4 protein-coding genes are annotated in these 4,319 nt (G+C 62.4%); 3 read left to right on the forward strand and 1 reads right to left on the reverse strand.

All coding sequences use genetic code 11. The annotated features are described in order from the left end of the window. The 3 genes from ACROSR_RS20225 to ACROSR_RS20235 form a co-directional block, all read left to right on the forward strand. Positions 1 to 612, forward strand: a 612-nt coding sequence (locus tag ACROSR_RS20225) for an SOS response-associated peptidase (RefSeq protein WP_432687678.1), incomplete at its 5' end; no start/stop codon positions are given. Positions 613 to 714: 102 nt separating this feature from the next. Next, the gene (locus ACROSR_RS20230; RefSeq protein ID WP_432687679.1) at positions 715 to 1,098 is read left to right on the forward strand and encodes a hypothetical protein; all 384 of its coding nucleotides are present in this window, start codon (positions 715 to 717) and stop codon (positions 1,096 to 1,098) included. Continuing rightward, positions 1,059 to 1,364: a cyclic nucleotide-binding domain-containing protein gene (locus ACROSR_RS20235; protein ID WP_432687681.1), complete on the forward strand. Its 306-nt coding sequence runs from the start codon at positions 1,059 to 1,061 to the stop codon at positions 1,362 to 1,364. The genes ACROSR_RS20230 and ACROSR_RS20235 overlap by 40 nt, the downstream gene beginning before the upstream one ends. A 188-nt stretch (positions 1,365 to 1,552) precedes the next feature. Here ACROSR_RS20235 and ACROSR_RS20240 read toward each other — a convergent pair. Next, on the reverse strand, positions 1,553 to 4,319 hold a 2,767-nt coding region (locus tag ACROSR_RS20240), incomplete at its 5' end, for a type I restriction endonuclease subunit R (RefSeq protein WP_432687680.1).

Raw genomic sequence — 4,319 nt, forward strand, 5'->3', positions numbered from 1 at the left:
ATGTGCGGACGTTTCATAGACCCCAACCTGCGCGGCACCGAGTTCGAGTTCGCCGAGCCGAAGATCACGCCCTTCCCGCGGCGCTTCAACGTCAAGCCGACGCAGGACGTCTATGTGCTCCTTGGCAACGAGATCACCTGTGCGCGGTGGGGCTTGATTCCGGGCTGGCACAAGGGTGAGCTGACCGACTGGCGCGCGAGCACGATCAACGCGCGCATCGAGGACGCCGCGAAGAAGCCGACCTTTCGTGGCCCTTGGAAATACGGCCGCTGTCTGGTGCCTGCCGGCGGCTATTACGAATGGACCGGCGACAGAAGCCCCAAGCAGCCGCATTTCGTCTCGAGCGCCGGCAACGAGGCCACGCTGTGGTTCGCCGGTCTGACGTCGGTCTGGAACGACATGCGGACCTGCGCCATCGTGACCCGGGCCGCGAACGAAACCGTGCAGGCGATCCACGATCGCATGCCGGTAATCCTCAGCAGCCAGGAGCGCGAGGACTGGCTGGCGGGATCGGATAGCCAGGATCTCGGCGCCGCCTGCCGCCTCAGGCACCATCCGGTCGCGCGATTTGGCGTCAAAGATGAAGGAGACGTGCTGATTGAGCCGCAGTGATGAATCCATTGCCAGATTTCATGAAGCAGCCGCCATGCTCGTCACTGGAAACGGCACACACATTTCAATAAACAATTCGGCCATAGGCCGTGGAAGGACACCATGACCCTTGTGGATATCGTCGGATGGCTCGCCGCGGCCTTCACGCTCGCCGCCTATTCCATGCGCACCATGGTGCCATTGCGCATCGCCGCGATCGGGGCCAACGTCTCGTTCATCATCTTCGGCGCGGTTGAGGCGACGCTGCCGATCCTCGCGCTGCACACGGCCCTGCTGCCCTTCAACGGCTACCGCCTCTGGGAGCTTCTGCGCGGCATTCGCGCGGCCCGGGCGGCACGCGGGAAAGAGCCGGATTTCAGTTGGCTGCGTGACGTGGCGACGCCCACCGTCTACCGCGACGGCGCCCATGTCTTCAGCAAGGGCGACCCGCCAGCAAGCTCTACTATATCGAGACGGGCGAGGTGCTGCTCGAGGAGATCGGCGTGACCCTCGGCGCGCAGGAGATCTTCGGCGAAATCGCCTTCTTCACCGATGCCAAGGAACGCACCGTCTCTGCGCGCTGCGTCGGCGTTTGCCGTATCTTCGCCATCGACGAAGCGCGCTTCATCACGCTTTACCACCAGAACCCGACCTTCGGTTTTGCCATCGTCAAATTGATCGCCAACCGGCTGATGGACGGCATCCAGACGCGGCCTGAAGCATATCTGCCGGTGGCTTCGGACGACCAGCCAAGTCGACCTGGCGCTCCGTGACCCACTCATGGGGTGTGCCGGGATACCGGGCCGAGCCAAAGGAAAACGAGAAGCCTGGCACAGGCAAAAGTATAACTTTCGGGTCGAGATAACTCGAAATCGAAGCATGAAGTTTTTTGCGTGTGGCTCTGGCCGCTCATGCGAATTCACGCGCGAGACCCTTCTCTGAGCCGGCATTCCCATCTGGTTCACCCCTCCCGCGCTGCTCTCTGCGCCCGCTGGAAAAAATGCCGAGTGGCCTGGTCGCGCGCGTCCTTGTCGGTCATGACGATGTTGCGCATCTCGTTGTCGTTCTGGAACATCTTGACCATGCCCTGGAAGAACGCCTGCGCGAACGTGTTGTAGACCACATCGGCGGGATTGTTGCGGACCATCTCGGTCATATCCTCATCCATGATGTCGCGCGTGACGCGCTCGAAGCGCAGGAAATCGTCGCGCGAGAAGCTGGTGCCGTGCCGCTCGTTGAACGAGTCGATGATTTCCGACAGCGACCGCTCCTCCTCTTCGGTATAGCTGTTCGCGCCAAATTCGGTGATCGGATTGAGCGTGGCGGTTTCTCCCGCAGCCAGAGACGCGCTGCCCTCTTCACCTTTCTGTAGCTTGAACGCCGACAGGGTCAGCATGTCGTCGGTGATGGTGATGTCGGCGGGCACGTCGCGTGATGGCAGAAGCCGCGCGAGCCAGGCCGAATATGCGTAGAGCTTCTCCAGCCACGCGTCGTTGAGCGACACGACTTGTGCCACGAAGGCGTAGAAGCGCAGGAAACTTTTGAGCAGCTGCCGGAATTCCTCCTGCTGGGCCTCGTCTTCATCGAGGATGAACCGCTCCACGGCGAGACGCACGGTGCCTTCGAGCGCCAGGCGGTCCTGGGTCGTCAGATCGCCCTTGAAGAACTGATCCGCGAACCGCCCGACCTCGTCCTTGTTGATGTAGGTCGCGTTCGAGATGCGCTGCTCGAGGTCATAGATCTGGTTGAGATCGGTGCGTTCTTCCAGGGCGGTCGCTTCGAAGAACGGCGCGAACGCGTCCCGGATGTCCGCCATCGAGTTCTGGAAATCCAGCACGAAGGTCGGCTTGTCCTTGCCGTAGCTCCGGTTCAGCCGGGCCAGCGTCTGCACCGCCTGAAGACCTGCCAGCTTCTTGTCGACATACATCGCCACGAGCTTTGGCTGATCAAACCCGGTCTGGTATTTCTCGGCCACCACGAGGACCTGATACTCGTCGGTGTCGAACTTCCTGGGCAGTTCCGTCTCGGCGAACCCGTTCGCGGTCGCCTCGGTCCAGACCGTGCCGTCGATGGTCAGATCGCCCGAGAAGGCCACCAGCGCCTTGAGACCGGTATAGCCCTTGTCCTCGATGTAGCGGGTCAGCTGCCGCCAGTAGCGCAGCGCATGTTCGCGGCTCTGGGTCACGATCATCGCCTTGGCCTGACCACCCAACGCCCCGGCGACGTGGCGGCGGAAATGTTCGACGATCACCTCGACCTTCTGGTCGATCGCCGTGGGATGCAGCGAGGCATAGCGCGCGACGCGGGACTGTGCCTTGCGACCCTTGAAGGCGGGGTCGTCCTCGATGGTCTTCTCGAGCTGGTAATATGCCTCGTAGGTCATGTAGTTCTTGAGAACGTCGACGATGAACTCTTCCTCGATTGCCTGGCGCATCGAGTAGAGATGAAACGGGTGCGGCTTGCCATCCGCGCCGATGCGCCCGAAACGTTCCAGCGTCGCGGTGAAGGCGAGGAACGAGATGTTCTTCTGCGGTCCCCGCGCCTTCTGGAAGGCCAGCACCATGTCCTCGATATCGTCGGAGCTGGTGGCGTCGCGTGTCAGCGCGTCGCTCATCGCCTGCGCGGCCTTGCCGGATTGCGAGGAATGGGCCTCGTCGATGATCACCGCGAAATTGCGCCCCGCCTGGCCCGAGATCGTCGCCAGATGCTCGGTGCCGAATTTCTGGATCGTCGTGATGATGATGCGCGCGCCTTTCAGGATGGCATCCTTCAGATCGCGGGACGTGCCGTCGATCTTCTTCACCACGCCTTCCGTCTGGGCAAATCCGCCGATGGTGTTCTGCAACTGTCGGTCCAGCACCAGGCGGTCTGTCACGATGATCGCGGTGTCGAAAAGCGGCTGGTCGTTCTGGTCATGCAGGTTGATGATCTGGTGCGCGGTCCAGGCGATGGTGTTGGACTTGCCCGACCCGGCGCTGTGCTGGATCAGGTAGTTCTGCCCGGCGCCCTCCGCCCTGGCATCCGACAGCACCTTGCGCACCGCGTCCAGTTGCTGAAAGCGCGGGAAGATCAGCACCTCCTTGCCGCCCGAGCGTTCGAGATGGATGAACCGCCCGATCAGGTCGAGCAGCACCTCGCGCGAGAACACCGCGCGCGCCTCGGGCAGGTCCTTGTAGAGATAGGCGACTCGGTTCTCGCCCGGCACATCGGGGTTTCCGGCCCCGCCGTCGCGGCCTCGGTTGAAGGGCAGGAACCGCGTCTTGCCGTTCATCAGGCGGGTGGTCATCGACACGTGGTCCTGGTCCACCGCGAAATGCACGATGGCCCCGCGCTTGAACGTCAAAAGCGGCTCGCCCGCCGGGGAGCGGTCCTGCCGATACTGCTTTTCGGCATGCTTGACGTTCTGCCCGGTCAGCAGGTTCTTGACCTCCAGCGTCGCGACCGGGATGCCGTTGACGAAGGTCACGATGTCGATGGATTTCCTGGGGTCCTTGGCGCTGTAATGCACCTGCCGCATCACCGACAGGATGTTGGCATCAAAGAGCCGCGTGAGTTCGGGGTTCAGGTTCGAGGCGGGCTTGAAGAAGCACAGCGCGAAGCGGATGTTGGGCACCAGCTTGATACCCTCGCGCATCACCACATGAGCCGGATTGTCCTTCAACGCCTTGTCGAGCCGCTTGAGCACCTCCGCCTCGGCCTGCGCGCTGTAGTGGTCCTCGAGGGTCTGC

The organism is Roseovarius tibetensis, from assembly GCF_050896375.1.
Lineage (GTDB): Bacteria > Pseudomonadota > Alphaproteobacteria > Rhodobacterales > Rhodobacteraceae > Roseovarius > Roseovarius tibetensis.

Bases quoted from the DNA above. Each gene is read 5' to 3' on its own strand.
- ACROSR_RS20230 (WP_432687679.1), top strand. From the start codon at position 715: ATGACCCTTGTGGATATCGTCGGATGGCTCGCCGCGGCCTTCACGCTC.